This window comes from Zoogloea sp. LCSB751, assembly GCF_002028455.1.
In the GTDB taxonomy this organism is placed as follows: Bacteria; Pseudomonadota; Gammaproteobacteria; order Burkholderiales; family Rhodocyclaceae; genus Zoogloea.
In genome coordinates, this window is the sequence record NZ_MWUM01000378.1 from 1 (window position 1) to 255 (window position 255).

1 protein-coding gene is annotated in these 255 nt (G+C 45.1%); it reads right to left on the reverse strand.

Translation table 11 applies throughout. The features are described 5' to 3' along the window. A partial coding sequence (locus B4920_RS27025; RefSeq protein WP_139379729.1) for an Hsp70 family protein occupies positions 1–129 on the reverse strand: 129 nt, incomplete at its 3' end. Positions 130–255: the final 126 nt, after the last annotated feature.

Genomic DNA, 255 nt, shown 5'->3' on the forward strand with positions numbered 1-255 from the left:
GGTATAGGCAATGATAGAAGGTGTGGTGCGATCGCCTTCGGCGTTCTCCAGCACACGTGCAGTAGTGCCATCCATAATCGCTACACAAGAGTTGGTAGTACCCAGGTCGATACCAATAATTTTACCCATCTAAACGTCTCCACTAAAATTTCATTCAACATGTGGTTGTGAACCTGTAATAAGGGCGAAACGTGCGGTTTCAACTGCCCAGACATCATTTTTTTCAGGTTCATTCACTGCGGTTGACTACAAGAT